This window comes from Gordonia marina, assembly GCF_052036135.1.
GTDB lineage: Bacteria > Actinomycetota > Actinomycetes > Mycobacteriales > Mycobacteriaceae > Gordonia.
This window is the reverse complement of record NZ_JBPSDN010000004.1, coordinates 17,478-41,972: the sequence shown is the minus strand read 5'-3', so window position 1 is coordinate 41,972 and position 24,495 is coordinate 17,478. Positions and strand designations below refer to the sequence as shown.

At 70.8% G+C, this 24,495-nt stretch carries 23 protein-coding genes and 6 tRNA genes; 7 read left to right on the top strand and 22 right to left on the bottom strand.

Annotated elements, in window-relative coordinates; all coding sequences use genetic code 11:
* Positions 1–30 precede the first annotated feature (30 nt).
* From yajC to ACSEEN_RS03140, 8 genes are read right to left on the bottom strand one after another with little or no spacing between them, the layout of a single operon-like run.
* Entirely contained in the window at positions 31–426 is a 396-nt protein-coding gene (yajC, locus tag ACSEEN_RS03175) for a preprotein translocase subunit YajC (RefSeq protein ID WP_247863618.1), read from the bottom strand.
* A gap of 56 nt (positions 427–482) precedes the next feature.
* A complete protein-coding gene (locus tag ACSEEN_RS03170) occupies positions 483–2,384 on the bottom strand; it encodes a serine/threonine-protein kinase (RefSeq protein ID WP_440712298.1) in 1,902 nt (633 codons plus the stop codon).
* A 37-nt stretch (positions 2,385–2,421) separates the two neighbouring features.
* On the bottom strand, positions 2,422–3,513 hold the full coding sequence (ruvB, locus tag ACSEEN_RS03165) for a Holliday junction branch migration DNA helicase RuvB (RefSeq protein ID WP_298445823.1): 1,092 nt from the start codon (positions 3,511–3,513) through the stop codon (positions 2,422–2,424).
* On the bottom strand, positions 3,510–4,106 hold the full coding sequence (gene ruvA, locus ACSEEN_RS03160) for a Holliday junction branch migration protein RuvA (RefSeq protein ID WP_440712297.1): 597 nt from the start codon (positions 4,104–4,106) through the stop codon (positions 3,510–3,512). Before ruvA ends, ruvB begins: the two co-directional genes overlap by 4 nt.
* On the bottom strand, positions 4,103–4,690 hold the full coding sequence (gene ruvC / locus ACSEEN_RS03155) for a crossover junction endodeoxyribonuclease RuvC (RefSeq protein WP_440712296.1): 588 nt from the start codon (positions 4,688–4,690) through the stop codon (positions 4,103–4,105). The genes ruvA and ruvC overlap by 4 nt, the downstream gene beginning before the upstream one ends.
* 57 nt (positions 4,691–4,747) lie before the next feature.
* Entirely contained in the window at positions 4,748–5,503 is a 756-nt protein-coding gene (locus ACSEEN_RS03150) for a YebC/PmpR family DNA-binding transcriptional regulator (protein WP_247863623.1), read from the bottom strand.
* Positions 5,503–6,153, bottom strand: coding sequence for a pyridoxal 5'-phosphate synthase glutaminase subunit PdxT (gene pdxT, locus ACSEEN_RS03145; RefSeq protein WP_298445831.1), 651 nt, complete (start codon positions 6,151–6,153; stop codon positions 5,503–5,505). The genes ACSEEN_RS03150 and pdxT overlap by 1 nt, the downstream gene beginning before the upstream one ends.
* A complete protein-coding gene (locus ACSEEN_RS03140; protein ID WP_298445833.1) occupies positions 6,150–7,007 on the bottom strand; it encodes an acyl-CoA thioesterase in 858 nt (285 codons plus the stop codon). Before ACSEEN_RS03140 ends, pdxT begins: the two co-directional genes overlap by 4 nt.
* Positions 7,008–7,062: 55 nt before the next feature.
* Here ACSEEN_RS03140 and ACSEEN_RS03135 point away from each other — a divergent pair, with 55 nt between their 5' ends.
* Positions 7,063–9,021: an acyl-CoA dehydrogenase family protein gene (locus ACSEEN_RS03135; RefSeq protein WP_440712295.1), complete on the top strand. Its 1,959-nt coding sequence runs from the start codon at positions 7,063–7,065 to the stop codon at positions 9,019–9,021.
* Between the two features lie 89 nt (positions 9,022–9,110).
* Here ACSEEN_RS03135 and ACSEEN_RS03130 read toward each other — a convergent pair whose 3' ends face one another.
* From ACSEEN_RS03130 to ACSEEN_RS03080, 11 genes are all read right to left on the bottom strand, one after another.
* Entirely contained in the window at positions 9,111–9,893 is a 783-nt protein-coding gene (locus tag ACSEEN_RS03130; RefSeq protein ID WP_247863627.1) for a PP2C family protein-serine/threonine phosphatase, read from the bottom strand.
* Between the two features lie 41 nt (positions 9,894–9,934).
* Entirely contained in the window at positions 9,935–10,840 is a 906-nt protein-coding gene (pdxS, locus tag ACSEEN_RS03125) for a pyridoxal 5'-phosphate synthase lyase subunit PdxS (protein ID WP_283255208.1), read from the bottom strand.
* A 126-nt stretch (positions 10,841–10,966) separates the two neighbouring features.
* Entirely contained in the window at positions 10,967–11,479 is a 513-nt protein-coding gene (locus ACSEEN_RS03120) for a LemA family protein (protein ID WP_440712294.1), read from the bottom strand.
* 14 nt (positions 11,480–11,493) lie between these two features.
* On the bottom strand, positions 11,494–12,618 hold the full coding sequence (locus ACSEEN_RS03115) for a glycosyltransferase family 4 protein (RefSeq protein ID WP_247863629.1): 1,125 nt from the start codon (positions 12,616–12,618) through the stop codon (positions 11,494–11,496).
* Entirely contained in the window at positions 12,615–13,511 is an 897-nt protein-coding gene (locus ACSEEN_RS03110) for a phosphatidylinositol mannoside acyltransferase (protein ID WP_247863630.1), read from the bottom strand. The genes ACSEEN_RS03115 and ACSEEN_RS03110 overlap by 4 nt, the downstream gene beginning before the upstream one ends.
* Positions 13,508–14,188 (bottom strand): phosphatidylinositol phosphate synthase, encoded by a 681-nt coding sequence (pgsA, locus tag ACSEEN_RS03105; RefSeq protein ID WP_440712293.1) that lies wholly within the window; start codon positions 14,186–14,188, stop codon positions 13,508–13,510. Before pgsA ends, ACSEEN_RS03110 begins: the two co-directional genes overlap by 4 nt.
* Complete coding sequence (locus ACSEEN_RS03100) at positions 14,185–14,715, bottom strand: ATP adenylyltransferase (RefSeq protein ID WP_247863632.1); 531 nt, start codon at positions 14,713–14,715, stop codon at positions 14,185–14,187. The genes pgsA and ACSEEN_RS03100 overlap by 4 nt, the downstream gene beginning before the upstream one ends.
* Entirely contained in the window at positions 14,712–16,793 is a 2,082-nt protein-coding gene (gene thrS / locus ACSEEN_RS03095) for a threonine--tRNA ligase (protein WP_440712292.1), read from the bottom strand. The genes ACSEEN_RS03100 and thrS overlap by 4 nt, the downstream gene beginning before the upstream one ends.
* A 32-nt stretch (positions 16,794–16,825) precedes the next feature.
* Positions 16,826–18,151 (bottom strand): glycosyltransferase 87 family protein, encoded by a 1,326-nt coding sequence (locus tag ACSEEN_RS03090; RefSeq protein ID WP_440712291.1) that lies wholly within the window; start codon positions 18,149–18,151, stop codon positions 16,826–16,828.
* A gap of 82 nt (positions 18,152–18,233) precedes the next feature.
* Positions 18,234–19,544 (bottom strand): glycosyltransferase 87 family protein, encoded by a 1,311-nt coding sequence (locus ACSEEN_RS03085; protein WP_440712290.1) that lies wholly within the window; start codon positions 19,542–19,544, stop codon positions 18,234–18,236.
* A 56-nt stretch (positions 19,545–19,600) separates the two neighbouring features.
* A tRNA-Val gene (locus ACSEEN_RS03080) sits at positions 19,601–19,672 on the bottom strand.
* 200 nt (positions 19,673–19,872) lie between these two features.
* Here ACSEEN_RS03080 and ACSEEN_RS03075 point away from each other — a divergent pair.
* The 5 genes from ACSEEN_RS03075 to ACSEEN_RS03055 all read left to right on the top strand — a co-directional run bounded on the left by ACSEEN_RS03075 (position 19,873) and on the right by ACSEEN_RS03055 (position 20,464).
* A tRNA-Gly gene (locus ACSEEN_RS03075) sits at positions 19,873–19,945 on the top strand.
* 23 nt (positions 19,946–19,968) lie between these two features.
* Positions 19,969–20,043, top strand: a tRNA-Val gene (locus tag ACSEEN_RS03070).
* A 166-nt stretch (positions 20,044–20,209) separates the two neighbouring features.
* A tRNA-Gly gene (locus ACSEEN_RS03065) sits at positions 20,210–20,282 on the top strand.
* Between the two features lie 7 nt (positions 20,283–20,289).
* Positions 20,290–20,363: transfer RNA gene (locus ACSEEN_RS03060), tRNA-Cys, on the top strand.
* A 26-nt stretch (positions 20,364–20,389) separates the two neighbouring features.
* A tRNA-Val gene (locus ACSEEN_RS03055) sits at positions 20,390–20,464 on the top strand.
* A 16-nt stretch (positions 20,465–20,480) separates the two neighbouring features.
* On the opposite strand, the gene ACSEEN_RS03050 is transcribed toward ACSEEN_RS03055, so the two are convergent.
* Positions 20,481–21,116, bottom strand: coding sequence for a hypothetical protein (locus tag ACSEEN_RS03050; protein ID WP_440712289.1), 636 nt, complete (start codon positions 21,114–21,116; stop codon positions 20,481–20,483).
* Positions 21,117–21,188: 72 nt separating this feature from the next.
* Between ACSEEN_RS03050 and ACSEEN_RS03045 the strand changes: the two genes are divergently transcribed.
* On the top strand, positions 21,189–22,421 hold the full coding sequence (locus ACSEEN_RS03045) for an esterase/lipase family protein (protein ID WP_440712288.1): 1,233 nt from the start codon (positions 21,189–21,191) through the stop codon (positions 22,419–22,421).
* A 20-nt stretch (positions 22,422–22,441) separates the two neighbouring features.
* On the opposite strand, the gene ACSEEN_RS03040 is transcribed toward ACSEEN_RS03045, so the two are convergent.
* Positions 22,442–23,080, bottom strand: a complete 639-nt coding sequence (locus tag ACSEEN_RS03040) for a response regulator transcription factor (protein ID WP_440712358.1) — start codon at positions 23,078–23,080, stop codon at positions 22,442–22,444.
* Positions 23,081–23,097: 17 nt separating this feature from the next.
* Entirely contained in the window at positions 23,098–24,495 is a 1,398-nt protein-coding gene (locus tag ACSEEN_RS03035; protein ID WP_440712287.1) for a sensor histidine kinase, read from the bottom strand.

The following is a 24,495-nucleotide window of genomic DNA, read 5'->3' as shown; positions in this document are numbered from 1 at the left end:
GTGGGGAGGGATTGCTCACGGGCGGAAAGCCTACTTGTCCTTCGCGGTGGCGTCGTCGCCCGACGGCGGCGCGTCGTCGTTCTCGGCGTCGTGAGTTGCGATCTCGGTGAACTCGTCGTCGATGGTCTCCTGCTCATCCGCGGTATCCGTGTCGGCATCGTCGGCGTGTTCGGTGAGGACGTCGCGGATCGCGAGCCGGTTCCAGGTGGTCACGACACCCGGGGCGATCTCGATCTCGACGGTCTCCCCGCCGTGATCGGCGGCCACGGTGCCGTACAGACCGCAGCTCAGCTGCACGCGAGCGCCGGGCACCGCCTGCGCCTTGAGTTCGGCCTGCGCGGCCTGGCGCTTCTTGTTGTTCCGGAAGCTGATGAACATGAAGGCCACCAGCAGCGCAAGCATGAGGGGCAGAAAGAGTCGATCCATGGCGTCCATAGTGCCAGGTGCATCCCCATTGCTCCCCGCCGCGGGGTCGGCCGGAGCTACCTGCGGGTCACCTCGCTCGCGGAGACCCGCAGCGGCATCGCTCCCGACCGCAGGTCAGCGGCCAGAGCGTGCGCCTGCTCACGGGTGAAGTCGCCGCTGATCTCGGTAGCGCCGTGGATCGGCGCACGGATGACGGGCGCCGAGAGCACCGAGCCGTCCAGCGTGAACGCGGCCTGCTCACCGACGTGCCGGGCGGTGTAGTCGGCCCACTCCAGCGCGGTTTCCACGGGGAATTCGATGGTCACCACCCACTCACCGGCACCGTTCTGGCTCGCCGAGGCCGCGGCGACCGGGCCGCCCCCGAAGATCGCGGGGGCCAGCAGATACACCGCCTGCTCCCGCGTATCGCAGGTGACCAAGTAGTCGCGCGGGTCGTCGTGGCCGGCCAGCGGGTCATAGGCCAGCGCCGAGCAGTGAAGACGCGTCATCTCCTCGCGCAGTCGCTGCAACTGCGCGGCGTTCGCCGTCGCCGGCGCCTGGCGGGCTGCGCGCGCGGCCTCGCTCGTGGTTGTCTGTGACGCCGTTGTCTGCGGGCCCGTTGTCTGCGGGGCCGGCTGTGCGACGACGGGGGCAGAGTCCCGGACCGGGCGGATGTAGAGCGCGGACGGTGCCGCAAGCATCCGCACCGCGGGCGCGTCGAGGCCGGCGACCGTGTATTCCATGCGGGCAGGCGATCCGGCGACCGTCACTACGTCGGTCACCCGGCCGCCGCGCAGCGTCGCGCGTTCCTCGATCACCCGGCGAGTGGCGTCGAGTTGCTCATTCGACGGCGCTCCCCCGTCGTCGGTGGTCAGGGTCAGAGTCACCGCGTATCGCTCGCCACCGCTGTCACCGTCGCCGCGGACCAGCGTCACCGCCGCGATGACGATCGCCGCCACCACGATCGCCGCCGCCACGACCGCCCACCACAGCCGTCGGCGTGTACGGACGGGGGTGCCGTGAGCGACGGCCGCACGGCGCGGACCGGCCGGCGCCGCGGCCATCGTGGCCGCCGCGATGTTCGCGGTGGGCGCCGTCTCGGTGAGCGCCGGTCGCCTGGGTGCCGTCTGCGGAAGCTCCGGGGAGCCGGTCAGCGCCTCCGCGAGCGCGGCGCCGAATTCCCCGGTCGAGCCGTATCGGTGTGCGGGTTCCTTGGCGGTGGCACGGGCCAGTATGGCGTCGGCACCGGGCGGCAGATCAGGCCGGGCGGCGCGCACCGACGGCAGCGGCTCGGTGAGCTGGCGCCCGATCACGACGGCCGCGCTGCTGCCGGTGAACGGAGCTGCGCCGGTGAGCAGATGGTAGGCCGTGCAGGCCAGTGAGTACTGGTCACTCGCGCCGCCGACCTGGCGATCACTCAGTTGCTCGGGCGACGCGTAGGCGAGGGTGCCGACCGCCGTGCCGGTCGCCGTCAATCCGGTCACGGCCGAGGTCGCCTCGGAATACGCGATCCCGAAGTCGGTCAGGTGCACGTCCCCGTCCCGGGACAGCAGGATATTGGCGGGCTTCACGTCCCGGTGCACCAGACCGCGGGCGTGGGCCCGATCGAGAGCGTCGCCGATGGTCATGACGATCGACGCCACCATCGCGGCCGGCAGCGGGCCGCTCGCACGGACTCGCGCGTCGAGGTCGTCGCCGTCGATGTACTCCATCGCGATCCAGAGGCGGCCGTCGGTCTCTCCCCGGTCGTGCACATGGACGATCGCCGGGTGTGTGAGGGACGACGCCAGTTCCGCCTCACGCAGGAACCGGGCCCGGAATCCCGGGTCGGCCACCGACTGCGGGGCCAGGACCTTGAGCGCATCGTGGCGGGGCAGCCGCGGGTGCGCGACCAGGTACACCTCCCCCATGCCACCGGCGCCGAGCAGCCGGACGACCCGGTAGCCGGCGAACATCTCACCTGATCGCAACGGTTCCACGGGAGTGAGCATACGGCGCACCCCAGCCGCAAGCCCGTCACATCCCGTCGTCGAAGAGGGTGTCCTCCCGGGCGCGGACGCCCAGTGTCTGGTTCAGGGCGCCGGCCGGCGGGGTCAGACCGAGGTGCTGCCAGGCGGCGGCGGTGGCGACCCGGCCGCGCGGGGTGCGGGCGATCATCCCGGCGCGCACCAGGAAGGGTTCGCAGACCTCCTCGACGGTGGCCGGTTCCTCGCCGACGGCCACGGCCAGCGTCGACACCCCGACCGGTCCCCCGCCGAAGCCGCGGACCAGGGCGCCCAGGACGGCACGATCGAGCCGGTCCAGGCCCAGTCCGTCGACGTCGTACACGGCGAGTGCTGCGTGTGCAGCAGCCAGATCGACGGTGCCGTCGCTGCGGACCTCGGCGTAGTCGCGGACGCGGCGCAGCAGCCGGTTGGCGATGCGGGGGGTGCCGCGTGAGCGGCCGGCGACCTCGACGGCGGCCTCCGGTGCCAGCGGGATGCCGAGGATGGCCGCCGATCGGCGCAGGACCTGGACCAGTTCGGCGGTCTCGTAGAACTCCATGTGGGCGGTGAAACCGAAGCGGTCGCGCAGCGGGCCGGTGAGGGCGCCGGACCGGGTGGTGGCGCCGACCAGCGTGAAGGGCGCCACGTCGAGCGGGATGGAGGTGGCGCCGGGTCCCTTGCCGACGACGACGTCGACCCGGAAGTCCTCCATCGCCAGGTACAGCATCTCCTCGGCGGGCCGGGCGATGCGGTGGATCTCGTCGATGAAGAGGACGTCGCCTTCGACCAGGTTGGAAAGCATCGCGGCCAGGTCGCCGGCGCGTTCCAGCGCCGGGCCGGAGGTGATGCGGATGGCCGCGCCCATCTCGGCGGCGATGATCATGGCGAGAGACGTCTTGCCCAGACCGGGTGGGCCGGAGAGCAGGATGTGGTCGGGCGTGCGGCCGCGGTTGCGGGCGGCGTACAGCACCAGTTCCAGCTGTTCGCGGACCTTCGCCTGGCCGATGAAGTCGGCCAGCGTCTTGGGCCGCAGGCTGGCGTCGAGTTCGGAGTCGCCCGGAACGATCGACGGGGCGAGCAGTTCCTCGTCGCCGAAATTCCCGTCGCCGAAGCCGCCGGTCATCGGCGGGGCCCGAGCCCGGCGAGTGCGGCTCGCAACGCCGTCTGCGAGTCCGCATCCGGTTGCCCGGCAAGGACTTTCGAGACGGCCTGCGCGGCGGCGTTCTCGGTGAAACCGAGGCCGACGAGGGCCTGCGTCACCTGCGCGCCGACCCCGGCCGCCGTGCCGGGCAGCGCGGCGCCCGGATCGCCCGCGGGAGCGGCGACCTTGTCGCGCAGTTCCACCACCAGGCGTTCCGCGACGCGCTTTCCGATACCCGGCACCGCGGTCAGCGCCTTGACGTCGGAGTCGGCGAGCGCGCGGCGCAGCCGGTCGGGTTCCAGGACGGCGAGCGTGGCCATCGCGAGGCGCGGACCCACGCCGGTCACCGTCTGCAGCACGCCGAACAGCTCCCGCGCGTCGGGATCGGTGAAGCCGTACAGCGTCATCGAGTCCTCGCGCACGATCATCGCCGTCATCAGCCGGACCTGCTCGCCGCGGCGAAGAGTGGCCAGGGTCGGCGGCGTCGCCAGCACCCGGTAGCCGACGCCGGCGCATTCGACGACGGCGTGGTCGAGTGCGATGTCCACCACTTCACCGCGTACCGATGAGATCACCGCGCCCCCGCCTTCCGTTGTGCCAGCTCCGCCTGGGCCTGCGCGAGCCTGCGGCGGTGCGCCTCCTGCGCCGCCCGCGCCTGCTCGGCCGCGGCCGCCATGCGCTCGTTGACCGGCCCGCGCCAGCAGTGGCAGATGGCCAGGGCCAGCGCGTCGGCCGCGTCGGCGGGCTTGGGTGCCTGCTGCATGCCGAGGATCCGGGTGACCATCATGGTGACCTGCGCCTTGTCGGCGCGGCCGGAACCGGTGACCGCGGCCTTGACCTCACTGGGCGTGTGGAACCGGACCGGGACCTCGCGTTGCGCCGCGGCGAGGGCCACCACCCCGGCGGCCTGGGCGGTACCCATCGCCGTGCTGACCTGACGCTGCGCGAAGACCCGCTCCACCGCCACGACGTCCGGCGCGTGCGTGTCCATCCAGTGCTGCGCGGCGGCGTAGATCGCCATCAGGCGCTCCGGCAGTTCCATCGCCGCCGGGGTGCGGACCACGTCGACGTCGAGCGCGACGACGCTGCGCCCCGCGCCCGACTCGACCAGCGCGATACCGCACCGCGTCAGCCCGGGATCGACTCCCATCACACGCACCCGCGGCCACCTCTCGATCTGTTGCGAACAGTTGTTCGAGATTCTAGCGCATTCGGGTCAGTCGTTGTCGAGCTCGGCCAGGACCTCGTCGCTGATGTCGACGTTGCTGTACACGTCCTGCACGTCGTCGCAGTCCTCGAGGGCGTCGATCAGCTTCATCACCTTGCGGGCGCCGTCGGCGTCCACCGCGACCTCGACCGAGGCGCGGAAGTCGGGCTCGGCGGCGTCGTAGTCGATGCCTGCCTCCTGCAGCGCGGTGCGCACGGCGATCAGATCGGTCGGTTCGCAGACCACCTCGAAGCTCTCGCCCAGGTCGTTGACCTCCTCGGCACCGGCGTCGAGCACGGCCATCAGGACGTCGTCCTCGGTCTGGGTGCCCTTCTCCAGGGTCACCACGCCCTTGCGGGTGAACAGGTAGCTCACCGACCCGGGGTCGGCCATGTTGCCGCCGTTGCGGCTCATCGCGGTGCGCACCTCGGTGGCGGCGCGGTTGCGGTTGTCGGTGAGGCACTCGATGAGCAGGGCCACGCCGTTCGGGCCGTAGCCCTCGTAGGTGATGTTCTGCCAGTCCGCGCCGCCGGCCTCTTCGCCGCCACCGCGCTTGCGGGCGCGCTCGATGTTGTCGTTCGGGACCGACGACTTCTTCGCCTTCTGGATGGCGTCGTACAGCGTCGGGTTGCCGGCCGGGTCACCGCCGCCGGTGCGCGCGGCCACCTCGATGTTCTTGATCAGCTTGGCGAACATCTTGCCGCGCTTGGCGTCGATGGCCGCCTTCTTGTGCTTGGTGGTAGCCCATTTGGAGTGGCCGCTCATCAGGCTCTCCCTTCCTTGACGATGTCGACGAAGTACTGGTGGACCCGCAGATCCCCGGTGACCTCCGGATGGAAGGACGTGGCGATCACGTCCCGTTGCCGAACTGCGACGATACGCCCCGCCGCGGGGCCCTCCGGCACGGTGGCCAGGACTTGCACGTCCGGCCCGGCGGATTCGACCCACGGGGCCCGGATGAACACCGCCCGCAGCGGGTCGTGTCCGGGACCGGTGATGCCGGTGAACTCGAGGTCGCACTCGAACGACTCCACCTGCCGCCCGAAGGCGTTGCGGCGCACCGCGATGTCGATACCGCCGAGGCCGCGGGCCAGCCGGTCGTCGCCGCGCAGTTCGCTGCCCGCGCCGTGTGAACGGGTGTCGAGCACCTGCGAGGCGAGCATGATCATGCCCGCGCACGACCCGTAGGCGGGCAGTCCGCCGGCCAGCGCGTCCCGAAGCGGGTCACCGAGGCCGAAGACATCGAGCAGGCGGCTCATCGTCGTCGATTCGCCGCCCGGAATGACGATCCCGTCGACGGCGCGCAGTTCGCTCTCCCGCCGTACCGGGATCACCTCGGCGCCGCAGGCCCGCAGCGCCGCGGCATGCTCCCGGACGTCGCCCTGCAGTGCCAGCACACCGATCGTCGGCGTCACGAATCGCCCTTCTTCATGATCGAGACCTGGTCGGCGGGCACGTTGGTGCGGGTGAGCCCCTCCTGGGTCACCGCCGCCACCATCCGGCCCGACCGGTCGAAGATCCGGCCCTGAGTCAGCGACCGGCCGCCACCCGCCGACGGCGAGGTCTGGTCGTAGAGCAGCCAGTCGTCCGTGCGGAACGGCCGCAGGAACCACATCGCGTGATCGAGCGACGCGGTCTGCGCGGGAGTGCTCGGGTGCGGCACCGCGGCGGAGCTGAGCAGCGTCATGTCGCTCATGTAGGCGAGCGTGCAGACGTGCAGGAGCTGATCGTCGGGCAGCGGATCGCGGTGCCGGAACCACACCCGCTGCTGGGCCGCGAAGAAGCCGTTGACCTGGAGCTTTTCGCGCGGAACGATCCGCACGTCGAACTTCTCCCACTCCTGGTAGAGCGAGCGGACCGTCTCGTCGGGGTCGTCCTTGCGGTCGGGCAGCGATTCGGGATCGCCGGCCGACGGCATGGTGTCCTGGTGCTGCGGCCCCTCGTCGCCGGTCACGTGGAAGGACGCCGACATCGAGAAGATCGCCTCGCCGTTCTGCACGCCGGTCACCCGCCGCGTCACGAACGACCGCCCGTCGCGGATCCGGTCGACCAGGAAGATCGCCGGCTGATCGGACTTCCCGGGCCGCAGGAAGTAGCCGTGCAGCGAGTGGACCTCGAACTCCGGCGAGACGGTCTTGGTGGCGGCGACCAGCGCCTGCCCGGCCACCTGGCCGCCGAAGGTGCGGCGCAGCACGCTCGGAAACACCCCGCCGCGATAGATGTCGTTGTCGATCCGCTCGATGGCTAGGATCTCTTCGATACTCGGCACAGGAGGAATTATCGCACCCCGGCCGCGGCCGATCGGGGCCGGTACGTTGGAGCCCATGACCTCCGACACGGGTTCCACACTGTCCACCGGTCTGCGCGAGGTGCTGGACGGCCGCTGGGCGGCCACCCGCGACATCGTCCGGCGGCACATCGAGGACGAACACCTGGTTCCCCTCGACGGTCTGTCCCTCGCCGAGTACCGCGAGCGGATGCTCGGCCTGATGGCGGCGATGGTGCCGCTCGGCTTCCCGGCGCAGGGCTTCCCGAGTGCCGACGGGCCGGGCGATCCGGGGGCCGCGGTCACCGCGATCGAGACCCTGGGCTACGGCGATCTGTCGCTGATGGTCAAGGCCGGCGTCCAGTGGGGCCTGTTCGGCGGTGCGATCGAGAACCTCGGCACGCAGCGCCACCACGACGAGTACCGGCAGCGCCTGATCGACCTCGAGGTCCTCGGGTGTTTCGCGATGACCGAGACCGGGCACGGCTCCAACGTGCAGGCGCTGGAGACCACGGCCACTTATCTGCCGGAGTCCGGCGAGTTCGAGATCCATTCGCCGACGCCGTCGTCACGCAAGGACTACATCGGCGGCGCGGCCGTGCACGCGCGGTACGCCGCGGTCTTCGCGCAGCTGATCACCGGCGGTCCCGGCGAGGAACCGGCCGGGCGCGGGGTGCACTGCTTCGTGGTCCCGCTGCGCGACGACGAGGGCGCCGATCTGCCCGGCGTCACCACCTCGGACTGCGGTGACAAGGGCGGGCTGCCCGGCGTCGACAACGGCCGGATCCTGTTCGATCACGTCCGCGTCCCGCGCACCGCGCTGCTCAACCGCTACGCCGACGTCGACGCGGACGGCACCTATTCGAGTCCGATCGAGTCGGACAACCGGCGCTTCTTCACCATGCTCGGCACCCTGATCCGCGGGCGCGTCACCGTCGGCGCGTCCGGCGGCGCGGCCGGGCGGCTGGCCCTGACCCTCGCCGTGAAATACGCGCTGCGGCGGCGGCAGTTCGCCGGACCCGGCGACGACGGTGAACTGCTTCTGCTCGACTACCGCGCCCACCAGCGTCGCCTGCTGCCCCTCGTCGCCCGGGCCTATGCCTTCGCCCTGGCCCAGAACGAGGTGACCGAGGAACTCTACGAACTGCAGGTCCGGCCGGCCGACGAGGCCGACCCGGACGCGGTGCGGCGGCTGGAGGCCAAGGCCGCGGCGATCAAGGCCGGACACACCTCGCTGGCGTCGACGGCCGCCATCGAGGCCCGGACCGCGTGCGGCGGCGCCGGGTACATGGCCGAGAACCGGCTGCCGCTGATCCGCGACGACCTCGACGTGTTCACCACCTTCGAGGGCGACAACCTCGTTCTCACCCAACTGGCCGCCAAGCAGTTGCTGACCGACTACGCCGCCGACATCGACCACCTCGACGCCGCAGGCTGGGTGCGGTTCGTCGCCTCGATGGCGCGAGATGTCGCGCTGGAGAAGACCGGTGCGCGGCAGCTGGTGCAGACCGTCCGCGACGACTCCGACGAGGCCCCCGAGGACAGCGACCTGAGCCACTATTCGGCGCAGCTCGCGCTGTTCACCGGGCGCGAGGATCATCTGGTGCGCACCGCGGCGGCGCGCCTGCGCCGGGCTTCCGACGACGACACCGACGCCTTCGAGGTGTTCACCTCCACCCAGGACCACCTGATCAAGGCCGGTTCGGCGCACATCGAGCGGATCGCGCTGGAGAGCATGCAGGCCGCCCTCGCCGGGCTGCCGAAAGACTCCCCGGCCCGCGACACCCTCGAGACGGTGCGCGACCTGTTCGTCTACTCCGCGCTGGAAGCGGACCTGGGCTGGTTCCTGATGCACCGCTTCGTGTCGGTCGAGCGTGCCAAGGCCATCCGCCGCGGCGTCAACGACCTCTGCGCCCGCCTCCGCCCGGTCGCCGGCGACCTGGTCGACGCCTTCGGCGTCCCCGCCGTCGCCCTGGACGTCCCGATGCTGACCAGCGACGCCGCGACCGCCCCATGACGGTCGAGGTCTCGGCTCCGCTCGACCCACTGCTCAGTCGAGACCACCGCCCTGGACGCAGTGATCTCGACTTCGCTCGATCAGCCTGGCTATTCGGCGACGCGGACCAGGACGACCGTCACGTTGTCGTGGCCACCACTGATGTTCGCGCACTCCACCAGGGCCTCGGCGGCCTCTTCGAGCGAATCCGTCTCGGTGACGGCGGCGAGGATCTCGTCGTCGGTCAGTTCGCCGTTGAGGCCGTCGGAGCAGAGCAGCACGATGTCGCCCGGCACGGCCGGGAAGGCGAAGTAGTCCGCACGCGGGGTGGCCATTCCGGCACCGAGCGCCCGGGTGATGACGTTGCGGCGCGGATCGACCCGCGCCTGCGCCGGGGTGAGGAAACCGCCGTCGACCAGTTCCTGCACCTGCGAGTGGTCGACGCTGACCGGCTTGATCCGGCCACCGCTGATCAGATAGGTGCGCGAATCGCCGATGTTGAAGGCCACCCAGTGCGGGGCGTCGTGCTCGACGGCCAGCACCACGCCGGTCGCCGTGGTGCCCGCCCGGCGGGCGGTCTCCGCGTCGAGACCGCCGATCCGGTCCTGCGCCTCGACGAGGAGACCTTCCAGCGCGCCGGAGGTCTGCGCGAGAGATACCCCGACCGGGGCGGACGCGAGCGTCTGCAGCGCCGCCTCGCTGGCGAGCTCACCGCTCTCGTGCCCGCCCATGCCGTCGGCCAGGAGGTAGCGGCCCGGCAGTGCGAGCGCGGCGTCCTCGTTGGCCGGGCGGATGCTGCCGACGTGACAGGCCACCGCCCAGTCCAGACGCAGGCCCGCGGCCTCGTCGAGGCCCGTGGCAGCGACGTCCCGCAGGATCACCGGCTCGCTCATCTCGTCTCCTCTTCGCTTCGCGGCCGCCCGGCGCCCGCGGATCACCAGCCGCGTTCGGCCAGGCGGTGCGGCTGCGGGATCTCGTCGACGTTGATGCCGACCATCGCCTCGCCGAGCCCGCGCGAGACCTGAGCCAGCACGTCGGGGTCGTCGTGGAAGGTGGTCGCCTTGACGATCGCCGCCGCACGCTGTGCCGGATTGCCGGATTTGAAGATACCCGACCCGACGAACACGCCCTCGGCGCCGAGCTGCATCATCATCGCCGCGTCGGCCGGGGTGGCGATACCGCCCGCGGTGAACAGGGTCACCGGCAGCTTGCCCTCGCGGGCCACCTCGGCGACCAGCTCGTACGGCGCCTGCAGTTCCTTGGCGGCGACGTACAGTTCGTCCTCCGGCAGCGAGCCGAGCCAGCGGATCTGATCGCGCAGCTTGCGCATGTGGGTGGTGGCGTTGGAGACGTCGCCGGTGCCGGCCTCACCCTTGGAGCGGATCATCGCCGCGCCCTCGGTGATGCGGCGCAGCGCCTCGCCGAGGTTGGTGGCACCGCAGACGAAGGGCACGGTGAACGCCCACTTGTCGATGTGGTTGCTGTAGTCGGCGGGGGTCAGGACCTCCGACTCGTCGATGTAGTCGACGCCGAGACTCTGCAGGATCTGCGCCTCGACGAAGTGGCCGATGCGGGCCTTCGCCATGACCGGGATCGAGACGGCCTCGATGATGCCGTCGATCATGTCCGGGTCGCTCATCCGCGAGACGCCGCCCTGGGCACGGATGTCGGCGGGCACGCGCTCGAGGGCCATGACCGCGACGGCACCGGCGTCCTCGGCGATCTTGGCCTGCTCGGGCGTCACCACGTCCATGATCACGCCGCCCTTGAGCATCTCGGCCATTCCGCGCTTGACGCGCGCGGTGCCGGTAGCGGGGATGTTCGTGGTCTCGCTGGTCACTCGGTTGCTCCTGATGTTCGGAAAAGTCGTCACCTGGTTCGGAGAGCCATGGTCTCCGGTGTGGAACCAGTATTCCCGATGACGGTCCGGGCCGCGCAGACCGGGTCGCCGGAAACCTGGTGCGGTTCAGTCCGGGGCGACACGCTCGCTGATCTCCAGGAACTCCGGGAGCGTCGCATGACCGCCCAGGTGCAGAATCCGCACCATCCGCCGGGAGCCGAGGGTGCGCGCGTCGCGCACCGAATCGTTGTAGAACCGGCGGGCGATACTGACGCGGGCCTGCGCGTCGGCCAGCTCGGCGGTGAGCGCGGCCGGACGATCCGCCGGATCGGTCTGCGCGAGCACCGTGGCCAGGTGATTCTCGGCGGCCTCGCGGTCGGCGGGCTGGGCGTGTTCGGCGGCGTCGGCGGCGCCGGCCAGGACGGCGGCGACCGCCGGATCGGCCGTCGAGGCGGCGATCGCCCGGGCCACCACGGCACGGCGGTCCAGCGCCGCGAACACCGACGCGCGGGCCAGATCCACCCGGATGTTGAGGCGATTGAGACGCGTCGCCCGGGTCGCCGCCAGGATCGCCAGCCAGATCACCGCGGCGGCGGCCACCACGATCACGACGGCCGTCAGCCAGTCTGCCGCGTCCATTCCTCTCCCCCGTCTCAGTCCGACACCACGACCGGGCCGGCGCCCAGCGTGACCGATTCGTACACCTTCTGGATCTGGTCGGCGACCCGCGACCAGTCGTACCGGTCGGCACGACGGCGCGCTCGTTCCACCAGTGCGGCGCGCTCGGCGTCGTCGTCGAGCAGGTCGATCACGGCGGCGGCCAGGGCCGACGGTGATCCGGTCTCGACCAGGCGTCCCGCGGCGCCGCCGTCGAGCACCCGGGAGAACGCGACCAGGTCGCTCGCCACGACCGCCGCGCCGGCCGCCATCGCCTCGACCAGCACGATGCCGAAGCTCTCGCCGCCGAGGTTGGGGGCCACGTAGACGTCGGCGCTGCGCAGCGCCCGCGCCTTGGTCTGGTCGTCGACCATGCCGAGGAACCGCAGGTGCGGGGCGAGATCACCGGCGCGGCGCGCGAGGGCCTTCTCGTTGCCGCCGCCGACCACCAGCACGGTGATGTCGGGGTACCGCTCGACGATGCGCGGCAGCGCGCGCATCAGGATGTCGACGCCCTTGCGCGGTTCGTCGAAGCGGCCGAGGAAGAGCAGCGTGCGGCCGGCGCGGGGGAAGCCGTCGAGTGGCTCGGCGTCGGCGAACTGGGCGACGTTGATGCCGTTCGGAATCTCCACCGCGTCGTTGCCGAGCGACTCCATCTGCCAGCGGCGGGCCAGTTCGGACACCGCGATCTTGCCGGAGATCCGTTCGCGGAACTGCCGGAGCATGCTGTCGAACGCGGAGAGCCACAGCGATTTGGTGGTGGCCGTGTGGAAGGTGGTGACGATGGGACCGGTGGCGACCATCAGGGACAGCATCGACAGGCTCGGCGAGTTCGGCTCGTGCACGTGGAGGACGTCGAACTCGTTGTCGGCGATCCACTTGCGGAGCCGGTGCAGTCCCTTGGGCGAGAAGTTCACCCGGGACACCGAGCCGTTGTACGGGATGGCCAGCGCCGGCCCCGCGGAGTCGACGTAGTCGGGCAGCTCGGTGTCGAGCGCGGCCGGGGCCAGCACGCGGACCTCGTGTCCGCGGCGGATGAACACCTCGGCCAGCTCGATGACGTGCGCCTGGACGCCGCCCGGCACGTCGAACGAGTACGGGCAGATCATCCCGATCTTCACGCCAGCCGCTCCCGGCGCTCGGCGGACCAGTCGGCCTCCCACAGCGGTTGCAGCATGTGCCAGTCGGCGGGCGCCGCCGAGATGCCCTCCTCGAAGGCATCGGCGACGCGCTGGGTGGCGGAGGCGACGTCGTCGACCTCGACGTCGGTCACCCGGATGTAGGAGGTGTCCGGGCCGGTGAAGCTGTGGTGGATGGCGAGCAGCGCCGCGCCGGTGTCGAGGGCGAGCTTGGCCGGGCCGGCCGGCATCCGGGTCGGCTCACCGAAGAAGGTGACCGGCACACCGTGCCGCGACAGGTCGCGATCGCCGAGCAGACAGACCATGCCGCCGGCCCGGAGCCGCTGCGCCAGCGCCTCGAACGGCGGCTGCTCTCCCCCGGTCAGCGGGAAGACCTCGAAACCGAGGGATTCGCGGTACTCGACGAAGCGGTCGAACAGGGACTCCGGCTTCAGTCGCTCGGCGACGGTGGCGAACTGCCCGTGGTGGGCGACGAGCCACACGCCGCAGGTGTCCCAGTTCCCCGAATGCGGCAGGCTGAACACGACGCCCCGGCCCGACTCGGCCAGCTCGGCCACCCGCTCGGTGCCCCCGGGCGAGAGGGTGGTGTTCGCCACGATGGCCGCCGGATCGGTGGTCGGCAGCCGGAACGCCTCGCGCCAGTATCGCGCGTACGACCGCATCGCCTCGGCGACGAGATCGTCGGGCACCTCGTCCGGGGTGGTGCCGATCACCCGGGCCAGATTCTTCCGGAGCTGCTGCGGTCCGCCGTGGCGTCGGCCGGCGACGGTGCCCGCGCCGTCGAACACGCTCCGGGCCAGTCGTTCGGGGGCGTGACGGACGGCCGCCCAGCCGGCCCGGTAGCCGAGGTCGGCGGCACGCTCCTGCCAGGTCACGACTGCGGCTCCGCCTCGCCGGGGCCCCGGCCGTCGCCGGCCGCGGGGGCCATCGGGATCAGGTCGCGCGCCCCCGGCGAATGGGCGATGGACCACATCCGCTGCCCGACGGTGAAGACGCTGCCCGCGGCGAGCACCCACATCGCGACGTGGATGGCCCACGACCAGTGCAGACCAGGGAAGTCGGTGAAGCCGGCGCCGACCAGCACGATGATCAGCCGCTCGGGCCGCTCGATGAGCCCGCCGTCGCCCTGCAGGCCGGCGGCCTCGGCGCGCGCTTTGGCGTAGGAGATCACCTGTGAGGTGACCAGGCAGATCAGCGTCGCGATCAGCAGCCACCGGTGCGGATGCGTGAAGGCCGCCCAGTAGGCGAGCGCCCCGAAGATGGCGCCGTCGGCGATCCGGTCGCAGGTGGCGTCGAGCACCGATCCGAAACGGGTGCCGCCGCCGCGGGCACGGGCCATGGCGCCGTCGACCATGTCGAACATGACGAACGCCCAGCACACCAGGGCACCGGCGAACAGGTACCCGGGGCCGAACAGCCCGATCGCGGCGGCCACCGTGATGACGGTGCCGATGACGGTCATCGCATCGGGCGTGAACCCGATCTTGAGCAACGACCGGCCCAGCGGATCGGTCACCGCCGACACCACCTGGCGCCCCTTGAAGCTGATCACCGGCCCTCCTCCTCCAGGTCGGACCAGGCGTCGGCCAGCAACTGCCGGGTGTCGCGCAGCAACTGCGGGATCACCTTGGTGCCGCCGACGACGGTGATGAAGTTCGCGTCCCCGGTCCACCGGGGCACGACGTGCTGATGCAGGTGCTCACTGAGCGAACCGCCCGCGGCCGATCCGAGGTTCAGGCCGACGTTGAAGGCGTTCGGGTTCGACACCGACTTGATCACCCGGATGGTCTGCTGGGTGAACGCCATCAGCTCGGCCGACTCCGCGGCGGTGAGGTCTTCCAGCGCGGCCACCTGCCGGTACGGCACCACCATCGTGTGGCCGGGGTTGTACGGGTACAGGTTCAGCACCGCGTACACGTTCTCCCCGCGCCGCACGATGAGTCCGTCCTCGTCGGACATCCGCGGGATGTCCAGGAAGGGGTGCCCGGAGAGCTCCTCACCGTCCGCCGCGGCGCGCGGCGGTTCGGTGATGTAGCTCATCCGGTGCGGCGTCCACAGCCGCTGCAGCAGGTCGGTCATCGCCGTTTCCTGGCCATGTCCAGGAACTCCTGCATCGTCTCGGCGGACGGCGAATCGTTGCGGCGGGACTCCTCCCACTCGTCGATCGCGACGATCGCATCGTCGATCGGCACCCCGTTGAGCTGGGTGCCGTCCCGGAAGCGGAAGCTGACGGCGTTGGCGTCGACATCGCGCTCACCGGCGAGCAGCATGAACGGCACCTTGGCGGTGGTGTGGGTGCGGATCTTCTTCTGCATGCGGTCGTCGGAGTGGTCGACCTCGGCGCGCACGCGGCGGCCGCGGAGCCGGTTCACGACGGACTGCAGGTGCGGCGCGAAGGCGTCGGCGACGGGGATGCCGACCACCTGGACCGGCGCCAGCCAGACCGGGAAGGCACCGGCGTAGTGCTCGGTGAGCACACCGAAGAACCGCTCGATCGACCCGAACAGCGCGCGGTGGATCATCACCGGGCGCTTCTTGGTGCCGTCGGACGCGGTGTACTCCAGCTCGAACAGCTCCGGCTCGAAGAAGTCGAGCTGCAGCGTCGACATCTGCCAGGTGCGCCCCAGCGCGTCCTTGACCTGCACCGAGATCTTGGGGCCGTAGAACGCGGCCCCGCCCGGATCGGGGACCAGTTCCAGACCGGACGCCTCGCCGACCTGGCGCAGCGTCTCCGTCGCTTCTTCCCACACCTCGTCGGAACCGACGTACTTCTCCGGATCCTTGGTGCTCAGCTCCAGGTAGAAGTCGTCCAGGCCGTAGTCCTTGAGCAGTTGCAGCACGAACTGCAGGGTGCCGCTCAGCTCCTCGACGATCTGCTCTTGCGTGCAGTAGATGTGCGCGTCGTCCTGGGTGAAGCCGCGGGCCCGGGTGAGGCCGTGCACCACGCCGGACTTCTCGTAGCGGTACACCGACCCGAACTCGAACAGCCGCAGCGGCAGCTCGCGGTAGCTGCGCCCGCGCGACCGGTAGATCAGGTTGTGCATCGGGCAGTTCATCGGCTTGACGTAGTAGTCCTGCCCGGGCTTGCGGACGGTGCCGTCGTCGTTGTATTCCGCATCCAGATGCATGGGCGGGAACATGCCCTCGGCGTACCAGTCGAGGTGCTTGGACACCTCGAACAGGTGGCCCTTGGTGACGTGCGGGGTGTTGACGAATTCGTACCCGGCGGCGGCGTGCTGTTCGCGCGAGTAGTCCTCCATCTCGCGGCGGATCACGCCGCCCTTCGGGTGGAACACCGGCAGGCCCGAGCCCAGCTCGTCGGGGAAGCTGAACAGGTCCAGCTCGGCGCCGAGCCGGCGGTGGTCGCGTTTCTCCGCCTCGGCCAGCCGGTCGAGGTAGGTGTCCATCGCCTCCGTCGACTCCCAGGCGGTGCCGTAGATGCGCTGCAGGTCGGCGAGGGACTGGTCGCCGCGCCAGTAGGCGGCCGAGCTGCGGGTCAGCGTGAACGCCGGGATGTACTTGGTGGTCGGCACGTGCGGGCCGCGGCACAGGTCGCCCCAGACGCGTTCGCCGGTGCGCGGGTTGAGGTTGTCGTAGGCGGTGAGCTCTCCCCCGCCGACCTCCATCACCTCGGCGTCGTCGGCGGCGCCCTTGTCGTCGATCAGTTCGAGCTTGTACGGCTCACCGGCCAGCTCCGCGCGCGCCTCGTCCTTCGACGCGTACACGCGGCGGGAGAAGCGCTGGCCCGACTTGATGATCTGCTTCATCTTCTTCTCGAGCGCCTTGAGATCCTCCGGGGTGAAGGGTTGCTCGACGTCGAAGTCGTAGTAGAAGCCGTCGGTGATGGGCGGCCCGATGCCCAGCTTGGCGTCGGGATTGATCGACTGGACCGCCTGGGCCAGGACGTGAGCGGCCGAATGCCGGATCACGCTGCGGCCGGCCTCGGAGTCCGCCGGAACGGGTACGACGTCGGTGTCGACGGCGGGCGCCCACGACAGATCGCGGAGGGTGCCGTCGGTCTCGGCGACGACGACGATGGCCTGCGGCCCCTTGTTCGGGAGTTCCAGCTCGCGCATGGCCTCACCCGCGGTAGTGCCGGCCGGGACCCGGAACGTTTCCGGCAGGGCGACTCGGTCGGGTGCGGCGTGGTCGGGCACGGTGAGGACTCCTCGGGGCTGGACGCGGGTCGTCAGCGCAGGGGTTCTCCGGCGCCGACGGATCTGTTCGCGTTGAATCGTATCGGGTCGCGCCTGCCGCACCACCACAGCGTGACCGCGAGCGTGGCGAGCAACACCAGCAGGTAGCTCCCCGACGCGATCACCGCGGCCACCGCACGCCAGCCGTGCGGATCGGGATCGGCGAAGAGCCGGAACATCCCGAACTGAAGCACCGACACGCGGCCGTCCCACTTGTGCGACGGCCAGGTCAGCCCGAAAACGACCACCGCGGCGGGCGCCAGCCACCACAGCCAGGTCACCGGCCGGGAACGGCGCGCCGACTCGACGGCCTGCACCAGTCCGATCAGCAGCAGCGGCACCAGCCACACCCAGTGATGGCCCCACGAGAACGGCGAGACCGCGCACGAGGCCATGCCGGTGATCGTGATCGCCAGCATCGTCGCCCCGCACCGCCAGGCCCACCACGACGCGAACAGCGCGACCACCGCCACCACGACGCCGACCGGCAGCCACAACCACGACGGCGCGTTCCACAGGCCCTGCAGCGCACCCAGCCGGACGAAGAATCCGTTGAACGACTGGTTGGCGGGCCACGCCAGCGGCCCGATGCGCGACGTGTCGTGCACGGTGACCGTCCAGAACTCCCACGCCTGGCCGGGGATCACCGCGAGCCCGACCACCACGGTGACCGCGAAGGTCGCCACCGCGACCACGAGCGCCTTCCACTGCCGGGTGACCGCCAGGTACGCGGCGAAGAACAGCGGCGTCAGCTTGATACCGGCCGCGATCCCGATGCCGATACCGCGCCACGGCCCACGCGTGAGGGTGAGGCCGCCGATGATCAGCACGGCCAGCACCAGGTTGATCTGACCGTTGCCGAAGGTGCCGCGGACCGGTTCCAGCGCGGTCATCGCGACCGCCGCCAGCACCGTGGCCAGCCAGAACCGGCCGTCCCGGCGGAAACCGAGGCCGCGCAGGGTCAGGGCGACCAGCAGGACCAGGCAGACGATGTTCACCGCGTTCGTCGCCAGCACGGCGCGGTGCGGGCTGACCAGGCCGAGCGGCAGCATGGCGATGGCGGCGAACGGCGGGTAGGTGAACTGCCAGATCTCGAACACCGGTCCGGCGTACAGCGGGGTGCCGTCGATGATCGCCCGCGCTCCGCCGCGGTACACCTTGGTGTCGATGCCGGGGCCGAACAGGCCGTGGCGGATGTCGCCGACCGTCCCGATGGACAGGTGCCAGACCACGGCGGCGACGGCCAGCACGGCGATCACCCCGACGAGCGCCGCCGGGATGCTCCGTATCGTCCGGACCCCGACCGAATGTGCTGCCACGGCCGCGACACTACGCCGCCCGGCGACCCCGATCACGGGGGCGCGCCCAGCATTTCACGCAGATTCCTCCCGCATATCACCCCTACCGCGCAACCCGGACGGACCGCAGGTCATCGCGTGTCCGGTACGCGACGAAACCGGCGATCACCACCGCGAGCCACAGCAGCGAGTAATGGCCGGCGAGCACCGTGTCGACCGGGTAGGTGTACCAGTGGCCCGCCGCCGGCCGCGGCAGCCCGGAGATCCCGCTGTAGGTCCAGCGCCCGGTCCCGCGGGTCCACGGGTACGGGAAGACGGTGAGCACGATCACGGCCGGCGCCGCCCAGCGAAGCCGGCTCAGCGGCCGCTCCCGGTCGGTGGTCCGCCAGGCCCAGTCGACGGCGATGAGCAGCAGCGGCAGCACCCACACCCAGTGATGTCCCCAGGAGAACGGCGACACCGCGCAGCCGGTCAGACCGGTGAGGGTGACGGCGAACAGTTCGCGGCCGCGCCGATGCGCGAGGGCGGCGACCCAGAAACCGGCGATCGCGGCCGGCCCGGCGACCGCCAGCCACATCCACGTCGGCGCCGCGAAGACCGTCGTCCCCCCGTCCCCGAGCCGGGCGTACCGTTCCACGTCGGCGACCCGCAGCAACTGGCTGAGCAGGCCGTTGATCGAGTTGTTGCCGTGCCCGTCGACGGCGCCGATCCGGCCCGAATCGAGGAGGGCGCCGGTCCAGTACCGGGCGGCCTGCCCGCCGAGGGCCGCGACGGCGACCACGAGGGCGACGGCGAAGGTGACCAGCGCCGTCGCCGCGGTCCGCCACTGCCGGGTGACGAGCAGATAGCCGACGAAGATCAGCGGTGTGAGCTTGATCGCGGCCGCGATGCCGACGCCCACACCCCGCCACCGGTCGTCGCTCCACAGCAGGTCGGCCAGGACCACGGCCATCAGGATCAGATTGATCTGCCCCAGCCAGAAGGTCTGCGACAGCGGCTGAAGCAGGTAGCACCCGAGGATCGCGAGCACGGTGAACAGCGCGAGCCGGCGATCCCGGCGGTAGCCGAGCGCGGTCATCGACCCGGCGATGACCAGACCGGCCGACGCGAGGTTCGTCAGCGCGCCGACCGCGGCCGTGAGCGAGGCCGGCAGCCAGGCCAGCGGAGCGAAGACGACGGCGGCGAACGGCGCGTAGGTGAACGGCAGCTTGCTGCCCGGCGCGGTCGGCCCGTACAGCGGCAGACCGTGCAGGACCGCGCGGCCGCCGGCCCGGTACACCTCGACGTCGACCGACACCAGGACCGCCGCGGGAAAGCCCGCCATGACGGTCATCCAGACCGCCATCGCCACGGCGACGACGGCGGACACCGCCGCGCCCACCAGGAAGGGGCCGGGGATCGCTCGCGACTTCACCGGAGGGAGAGTACGCGACGGCCCCTCGCAGATCGTCTGCGAGGGGCCGTCGTCGGTGGTCCCGGCTGGGATCGAACCAGCGACCTCCCCGGTGTGAACGGGACGCTCTTCCACTGAGCCACGGGACCGTATTCGGTTGTTCGGTGCGGCGGACCGCACGAGCAACGAGATTACACACCGATCGGCGCCCGAACCAAATCGGGGCGACTTCCAGCGGAAACACAGCCGCGTAAGACGCTGACCAGCCGATTTGTGTCGTGGCGGCGAGATGGTTAATGTTTCGTTCCGTTGGTGAGCGGGAGTCCACAAGACAGACGTTCACCGGCGTGCGGATGTAGCGCAGCTGGTAGCGCATCACCTTGCCAAGGTGAGGGTCGCGGGTTCGAATCCCGTCATCCGCTCTCTGATCTTCTTCACCCTTCCCGCGCGATTAGCTCAGTGGGAGAGCGCTTCCCTGACACGGAAGAGGTCACAAGTTCAATCCTTGTATCGCGCACCATCCACACGGAAACCCCCGCCGCCGGCGGGGGTTTCTCGCGTTTCGGACCCCCGGAGAACGCCGCCGACCAGCGCGGGGATCCCCAGTTTGCAATTGCCGCGCACCGCCCGCTAGTGTTTGTTCTCGCCGGTGAGCAATCGAGTCCACAAGACGAGTTCACCGACATGCGGATGTAGCGCAGCTGGTAGCGCATCACCTTGCCAAGGTGAGGGTCGCGGGTTCGAATCCCGTCATCCGCTCGCACCTGGTGACGTGGCCGAGTGGTGAGGCAACGGCCTGCAAAGCCGTGCACACGGGTTCGATTCCCGTCGTCACCTCCAGAATGTTTCATAATTTCACAGTTCCCGCGCGATTAGCTCAGTGGGAGAGCGCTTCCCTGACACGGAAGAGGTCACAAGTTCAATCCTTGTATCGCGCACCATCGCGGAAGCCCGGGCTCAGAACGCCCGGGCTTCCTGCATCGACAGGACGAAGCCGTGCTCCCCCGACGGCGTGGTGCAGGTGACGCCCGATTCCCGCGAGGTGCACGTGTAGCCGTTGTCGGTGATCGTGTACCCGTACGGCAGCGGTTTACGCTCCGGCGAGGTGAACACGCCCTGGTTGAAGCACGACGGCGTCACGGTCTCCCCGGACAGGAAGAACCCGCGGGTGAGCATGCTCGCCGGATACTCCGCCGATCCGCGGCAGTCGGCACCGGCCGGGATCGGGGCGGTCTTGGCCTGGCAGCCGGCGGTGTACTGCTCCTTCCCCAGGCGGCACCACACGTTGCCGGTGGGCGAGACGAAGGCGACGTCGCCGTCGAGACTGCCACCGGACCGGTAGTCGTCCGGGTTCGCGTTGATCAGCCCCGAGCCCGCGGGCGGTCCGGGATGCGGGGACACGTCCGCCGGCGGCGTCCCCGATTCGGGAGTGCCGGTCGTGCCGAAGGCGCCGCTGCCCGGAGCGACGGAGGTCACCGTCACCGTGGAGGTGCCGTCGTGCGCGTGGTCGTCGTCGCTGCCACACCCGGTGATCAGTGCGGCCGCAAGCAATCCGGTCGCCAGCAGCACGGTGGCCGAGAGCGTGTTCTTCATCACTCGTTCCGTTTCTCCCGGCCCAATCAGCATTCTAGGCGGTTGTCAGTGCACACATGTACACTGATTGGTATGACGACGGACATCGACGCGCGCCGGCGAGAGGTGCGGGCCCTCTCCGAACTGGGCCTCACCGAACTGGCGAAGGCCTCGTCGGGCATCCACCAGACGCACCGGGCGATCTCCGACCGGGTCTTCGGCCTCGTCGAACGCGGCCTCGGCGCCACCGCCCTCGCACCGGTCAAAGCCCTGCACGACGGCATCACCGACGGCGTGTACACGATCGTCGCCGAGTCGACGGCCACCGCCGGCCGGGTCAGCGGCAAGGTCGCCGACCTGCCGCTCGCGACTCCCCTGTCCGAGACGACGACCGGCGCGAGCCTGATCGGTGTGGTGAACGGGCTGATCGGCGACGAACTCGACGGCAAACAGTCCGCGCTCACCGACAGCAATCTCAGCGTGCGGGTCGCCGGACGGCCGGTCGACGTCACCGCCGACGGCCTGCGGGCCGCGTTCCCGCGGGCCGGCCGCCGCGTCGCGGTCTTCGTCCACGGTCTGGTGGAGACCGAACACGCCTGGCGGATCGGCCAGAAGCACTCCGCACCCTACGAACACCGACTCTGGGCCGCGGGCGTCACCAGCGTGTTCATCCGGTACAACACCGGCCGACGCATCTCGACCAACGGCCAGGACCTCGCGGAACTGCTCGACGACCTGGTCCGTTTCTGGCCGAACGACGTCGATGAGCTGATCCTCATCGGGCATTCGATGGGTGGACTGGTGCTGCGCAGCGCCGCCCACCACGGCCAGGAGGCAGGCCAGCTGTGGACGCAGCGCGTCCGGACGTACGTCAGTCTCGGCACGCCGCACGTCGGCGCCCCGCTGGAGAGCGTGGCCCACCACGCCAGCGCCGCCCTGACCGCAGTCCCGGAGACCAATGCCTTCGGCCGGCTCCTGCGGCGGCGCTCGGGCGGTATCCGCGACCTGCGGGCCGGATCCCTGATCGACGACGACTGGGCCGGCCGCGATCCCGACGACCTCGCCCGCGCCCTGGCCGCCGAGATCCCGCTGCTGCCCGGCGCCGACCACTACTTCGTCTCGGCGACCCTCACGCGCGACCCGCGGCATCCGCTGAGCCGGGTGATCGGCGACGGCCTGGTCCTGCACCACAGCGCCGGCGGCCGCAATTCCACCCGGCACCTCGGCTTCGACGACGCGAACGGGCTGCATCTCGGCCGCCGCCACCACTTCCACCTGCTCAACGACCCGGCCCTCGCCGACCAGCTGGTCGCCTGGATCGGCTGACGCACCGCTCTCGCGGCCCCTCAGACCCCCAGCGCGGCGAGCACCGCGAGGACCCGCCGGTGGTCGTCGTCGGACACCGGGAGCCCGAGCTTGGTGAAGATCCCGGTCACGTACTTCTCCACCGTGCCGACGCTCACGAACAGCCGCTGGGCGATCGCCCGGTTGCTGCGCCCCTGGGTCATCAGCTCGAGCACCTCCCGTTCGCGGCCGGTGAGCGCGTCGAGCGGGTCGTGCCGGGCGGCGAGCATCGCGGACACCACCTGCGGATCGAGGACGGTTCCACCGGCGTGCACGCGCTCGATGGCGTCGCGCAGGTCGTCGAGCGAGGCGATCCGGTCTTTGAGCAGGTAGCCGACTCCCCCGGCGCCACCGGCCAGCAGTTCGCCCGCGTACAGCGCCTCCACGTACTGGCTCAGCACCAGCACTCCGGCGCGGCTGTCCTGCGCTCGCAGTTCGCGCGCGGCCCGCAGTCCCTCGTCCCGGAAGGTCGGGGTCAGGCGGACGTCGAGCACCACCACGTCGGGCGCCAGTTCGGCGACGCGCTCGGGCAGGCCGACGGCGTCGCCGAACGCGCCCACGGTCAGGTAGCCGGCCTCGTCGAGCAGTCGCACGAGACCTTCGCGCAGCAGAACGGAGTCTTCGACGATCAGGACGCGCAGCGCCGGCCCGGGTTCATTCACGGATTCAGGGTAGGCCCCGGCTCCGGCAGGTCGAGGACGACGACCACCCGCGTGCCCGCCCCGTCCGGGCTGTCCACCGACAGCGCGCCGTGCAGGCCGTGCACGCGGTCGGCCAGACCGGCGAGACCGTGGCCGGGGACCGGCCGGGCACCGCCGCGGCCGTCGTCGTCCACCTGGACCATCAGCCGCTGCGGCTCGATGCGGCGCACGGTGAGCCCCGCCGCGGTGGCTCCGGCATGCTTGACGACGTTGGTCAGCAGTTCGGCGACCACGAAGTACAGCGCGCGCGCCGTCTCCGCCCCGACCAGCCCGTCCAGGCCCGGTTCGACGTCGAGGGTCACCGGCACCGGGCAGCCCGCGGCGAGCGATTCCAGCGCGGCGGTCAGGCCGCGGTCGGTGAGCAGCGGCGGCGCGACTCCGGAGGAGAGGGCCCGCAGTTCGTCGAGCGTGGCCTGCGCCTGCGTGCGGGCCTCGGCCGCGAGGGTGAGCGCGGCGGTCCCGTCGTCGTCGCCGATCCGGCGTTCCAGCGCCGCGAGATCCATCTGCAGGCGCACGAGTCGTTGCTGCGGGCCGTCGTGCAGGTCCCGCTCCAGGCGATGCAGCGACCGGTCCTCGGCGCGGATCGCCGCTTCGCGCGCCAGGTTCTCCTCGCGCAGTGCGACGACGAGGTCGTCGGACTTCCAGCGCCCGAGCATCACGCGGGCCGGCCAGTAGTGCAGGTGCGCGCACCCGGCGGCGATCCACGGCAGGGTCGCGAGCGCGACGATGCCGACGCTCAGCGAGATCAGGACCTCGACCAGCACCACGTGCGACGGATCGATGTCGAGGGGGATCCCGCCGAAGATCTGCACGGGTCCGCTGAACACCTCCCCGCTCTTGACCGTCGTGCCGTCGGCGCGTTCCAGCGGCCCGCGCCACGCGAAATAGCTCACCCCGCCGAGGCCCAGGCCCAGCCAGGTCACCATCACCACGAAGGTCGCGGTCGCCACCGCGGGCGCGATGATCATCTGGTGCACCAGCGCCGCCCAGTAGCGGGCGCTGATCAGCGGTGCGAGGAAGCGCTTCACACTCGCCCCGGCCGGCGCGTCGACCGAGCGATCCCACTCGGGTTCGGGGATCGGCGGCAGCCCGGTGAGGCGCAGCAGTCCGGTATCGGCCATCGCGAAGCCGCGGGCCACCCACATCGTCACCACGAGCACCGCCAGCCCGACCACGACCACCAGCAGTCCCACACCCGCCGACAGCCCGCTGATCAGCGCCGCGAAGGCCGCCCATCCCAGGACCATCGCGACCCCGACGTACACCACCGTCCCGGGCACCGCCCGCCACAGGGCGAGGTAGCCGCGCCGGCCGGCGCCGTGATCGCTCTCCATCTCCACCGCATTCACACTCAC